Raw genomic sequence first — 3,803 nt, 5'->3', positions numbered from 1 at the left:
GAACCCGGCCTGATCTGCGGATCGTAGGAGTACACCGCGTCCGGCGCGGCGTTGAAGATGTCGAGGACATCCCCGGCGAACTCCTCGAAGGATTCGTCCGGGTCATCATTGAAGTCCCGATAATCCTCCCTGAGCGATTCGATGGCCTCCCGGCCCGTCGAATATATCCTGTCTTCCTGCGGCATGGCTGCCTCCTATCTGTTGTTTTCCCGTGCCGGACTGATGCCCGGCGTATCCTGCGTGAGTTGTTCGGATGCCTGTCGGGCCTGCTCCGCCGCGCCCCGGAGCGTGGGTGCGTCCGGCTGACGCTCCGCCTGCCGGTCGGCGGTCAGCCGGTCGATGGTCTCCTCGTAGGTGCCCATGGCCTCCATCGCCCACGGGGCGACCTTGGCGAGCGGGTAGGTGCAGTAGCCGGAATGGCAGACGCGATCCGTGAGGGTGATGATCCCGGCCCCAACGAGTGCATTCACCAGCTCCTTCGAGTTGTTGTTGGTGTCGATGATGACGTTGCCTTCCGTGGCGCACCACCATGTGGCGTCCGGGTTGTCGGGAATGTTCACGGTGATGTCGCTCCACGGCGACAGGTACTCACTGTCCGCCGGGTCCGTGGCATCGAGGGCGGAGATGGCGAAACCTCCGCCCATGGCATAGGAATCCCTGTACAGAGCGAGGGTGTGGTGGTCGCCCCACCGGTTCACATATTCCAACGTCACCGCGTTTGCGTCCTGTTTCATGGTTTACCTCCTCGCCTTGTTGTACTTGCCCTTGGGCTTGTTGTCGAAGATGGGTTCCAAGTCCCCGTCTTTCTCCAATCGTATCTTGCAGTCGAAGGTCTTGCCCGCCTTGGACTTACAGCCCTTGAGCGGCACCTGCTTGCCGGAGAGCAGGGCGGACGCCTGCTTCTCGGAGAGCTTCTTTCCGCAGAATCCGAAGAGCTTGAACCCGCACCCGGAAATCTGCTTCCATGTGCCGTCCTCCTGCTTCTCGTTCTTGTTGGAGGAGCAGGCGTAGATGCTGCCGGTCTTCACCACGTCCTGACCGCACATCGGGCACTTGCCCACCACGGGGTGGGAGCCGGAAGCTATGTGCGCGCCTTGGTAGGCGGTGTCCATGTGCTGGCGGAACACGTTCACCACGTTGTCCTGCAAGCTGTTCACGTTGGCCCTGCCGTCGGCGATGTCCTGCTGGATCAGCCACCAGCGGGCGGTCACGTCCGCGCCGCGAATCTCCGGCGGGAGCAGGCGGTAGAAGGCGCGAGCCTTCTCGGTGGAACGCACCTTGCCGCCGGTCTCGTCGAGGAAGCCGCGCTGCTTGAGCTTTTCGATGATCTCCGCACGGGTGGCGGTGGTGCCGATGCCGCCGTGCTCGCCCTTCTTGCCGTCGTCCTTCCGTTTCAGGATGGCCTTGGTCTCCGGGTCCTTCACGTACTTGGCGATGGACGCCATGTCGGCGATGAGGGTGCCTTCCGTGTACGGTTTGGGCGGCGTGGTCTCCTTCTCCGTCACCGTGCAGGAGATGCCGGTGAGGGTGTGGTCCCCCTCGCCCAGCCACGGGTTCCCCGTGGGCGCGTCCTCCTCATTCTCCTCGCCCGCGTGGCCGAAGGTGGCCTTGAAGCCCGCGTCCTTCAATCGCTTGCACACGGCGGTGAAGCTGCCCTCCTCCGTGGTGAAGGTGCTGGTGCTCACGTCGTACCGGGCCGGGGAAAGGAATTGCATGGCGTACCGTTCCACGATGGCCGTGTACACCTTGGCCTCGTCCTTGGTCATCTTCGATACGGGGGCGTCCGCCTCCTGCGGGATGATGCCGTGGTGGGCGGTGACGTTCTTCTCGTTGAACGCCTTGGAGTGGATGGTGTAGTCCAGCTTCCACGAGACGCTGAGGTTCCGCATGGCCTGCGCCAGTACCGTGGGGGCCTGCGTGTGGTGCTCCTCCTTGAGGTACTGGGAGTCCGAGCGGTTGTAGGTGATGGCCTTGTACTTGTCGCGCAAATCCTGCGTGATCTGCTGGGTCTTCGCCGCCGTGAACCCGTACCGGCGGCTCATGTCCGACAGGAGGACCGTCAGGTTGTAGGGCAGGGGCGGGTTTTCCACCTTCTCGGAGAGCGCGGTGTTGAACCCGGTGTCGGTGCCGTCCAGCCTGCCCTTGAGGGCGTCCAACGGCTCCCGGTCGAACAGGCGGGTCTCTCCGTCCAGCAGCTCCTTGCCGGGCTTGAATCTGAAGGTGACAGGCTCCTGCGCGTCCGTGCAGCCGCCCGTGGCGGTCAGCTCGTAGTATTTGCGGGACACATGGTGTTCGATCTCCTCGTCCCGGTTGACCACGAGGCCCAAGGTGGGGGTCTGCACGCGGCCCACGGTGAACCGTCCGCCGAGGCGCTTGGTGGCGAGCCGGGTTTCGTTCATGCCGAAGCAGGCGTCCGCCATCTGCCGTGCGTAGGCGGCTCGGCCCGCGTTGCGGCACTCCCCGTTGGGGACAAGATGCTCGAACGCCTTCCGGATGTTCTTCTCGATGTTGTCGTTCACGTAGACGCGCAGTACCTCGCCCTTGTAGCCGAGATAGTCCAAGAGTTCGTCCACGATGAGCTGGCCTTCGTCGTCCGGGTCGCCCGCGTGGATCACGCAGTCCGCATCGTCCAGCAGGCCCCTGATGCGTTCCACCAGATCGTCCTTGCCTTTGGCGGGCTGCTTCGGCCAGTCCGGGATGAGGATGGGCAGCGCGTCGATGCTCCACGGCTCGCCCCACTTCCGATCCACATGCTCCGGTTCCACCAGTTCCAGCAGATGCCCGGCGCAGGCCACCACCGTGTACCCGTTACCGCTGATGGGCAACGGGGTGGTCTCCGACACCTTCCGCCCGCACATGGCGCGGGCGATGTCCCGGCCCAGCATCGGCTTCTCCGCAATCACCAGCTTATATCCCATATCGATTAGTCCTTCCTATTTCCTGAAAATCGGGCGATGCCATTGTTATTGCTACCCTCATCCATGGCTTGCCTCCCTGCTCTTGATGCGCAGAGGACACCATCTTGGGGCAGTTTTGATTTGCGGGACGTTTTCGCCCGGCGCTGTGAAGCCTATGAAGCCGGGCAGCCGGGGACTGCGCGGACATACTCTATTGAATGTTTCCGGCGCGTCGGGGTGCTTGCACATGCAATCGCCCCGTGTTCCCTTCGTATGCCGGTTGTTCGCCGTCATCTTTGCCCTGCCAGTCAGCTCCATGAAGGGGCAGGTGCGGCAGGCCGGTATCTCACCATGCACCATTTTGATAAACCTTTCCCAGTCATACATAGTCGAGGCGGCAATCGATGATCGCCTTTTCCAGATCGAAGTGCTCCGTCGGCAGTTCCTCCTCGCTCATCCGCGCTTCGAGGCCGTAGCCCAGCCCGTAGTAGAAGAAGAAATCGTTCTGCTCCTTGGTGAGGAACCGGACGAGAAAGCATTCCGGCCCGCCGTCCGGGGGCAGGGGCCATGGTTTGACGAGGGTGTAGCGGATGAGCGTATCCCGCAGCCGGTCGATGGTTTCGGTCAGTTCGGGATGCACGAATTTGCACAGTTCGATGTAGTGCCAGCAGTTGTTCAGTTTCCCCTTGGGGAACTGCTCGATCATGGGGGCCGCCATCAGCGCTCCCCCTTGTCCTGTACACGTCCGGCATCGCCCATGCTGCCAAGCTCCGCGCTGGCCTGCCGGGCGTCCTTCGTCTCGGTATTCAACCCGTATGCGGCGCTATCCTTGGATTCCATATTGACTATGCACTGCGGGCGGCGTATAATAATGTTACAGAGGCCGGGATCGACAACGTGGCTCCG

The 3,803-nt window shown here is 62.6% G+C and carries 5 protein-coding genes; all 5 read right to left on the bottom strand.

Features of this window, described 5'->3' with window-relative positions; genetic code table 11:
• Positions 1–185: hypothetical protein (locus B5G37_RS14110; RefSeq protein WP_143482984.1), on the bottom strand; the 185-nt coding region annotated here is incomplete at its 3' end.
• 9 nt (positions 186–194) lie between these two features.
• Positions 195–734: a DUF4313 domain-containing protein gene (locus B5G37_RS14105; RefSeq protein WP_087258879.1), complete on the bottom strand. Its 540-nt coding sequence runs from the start codon at positions 732–734 to the stop codon at positions 195–197.
• Positions 735–737: 3 nt separating this feature from the next.
• Complete coding sequence (locus tag B5G37_RS14100) at positions 738–2,918, bottom strand: type IA DNA topoisomerase (RefSeq protein ID WP_087258877.1); 2,181 nt, start codon at positions 2,916–2,918, stop codon at positions 738–740.
• Positions 2,919–3,276: 358 nt separating this feature from the next.
• Complete coding sequence (locus B5G37_RS14095) at positions 3,277–3,615, bottom strand: hypothetical protein (protein WP_087258875.1); 339 nt, start codon at positions 3,613–3,615, stop codon at positions 3,277–3,279.
• A partial coding sequence (locus B5G37_RS15600; RefSeq protein WP_204217949.1) for a hypothetical protein occupies positions 3,615–3,803 on the bottom strand: 189 nt, incomplete at its 5' end. The genes B5G37_RS14095 and B5G37_RS15600, both read right to left, overlap by 1 nt.

It is taken from the genome of Pseudoflavonifractor sp. An85, from assembly GCF_002161235.1.
Lineage (GTDB): Bacteria > Bacillota > Clostridia > Oscillospirales > Oscillospiraceae > Enterenecus.
The sequence above is the reverse complement of the archived record's forward strand: the minus strand, read 5'-3'. Positions and strand labels throughout refer to the sequence as shown.

What these genes read in the sequence shown, in the direction of transcription:
- B5G37_RS14095 (WP_087258875.1), bottom strand. Translation starts at nt 3,615, where the DNA reads ATGGCGGCCCCCATGATCGAGCAGTTCCCCAAGGGGAAACTGAACAAC.
- B5G37_RS14100 (WP_087258877.1), bottom strand. Translation starts at nt 2,918, where the DNA reads ATGGGATATAAGCTGGTGATTGCGGAGAAGCCGATGCTGGGCCGGGAC.
- B5G37_RS14105 (WP_087258879.1), bottom strand. Translation starts at nt 734, where the DNA reads ATGAAACAGGACGCAAACGCGGTGACGTTGGAATATGTGAACCGGTGG.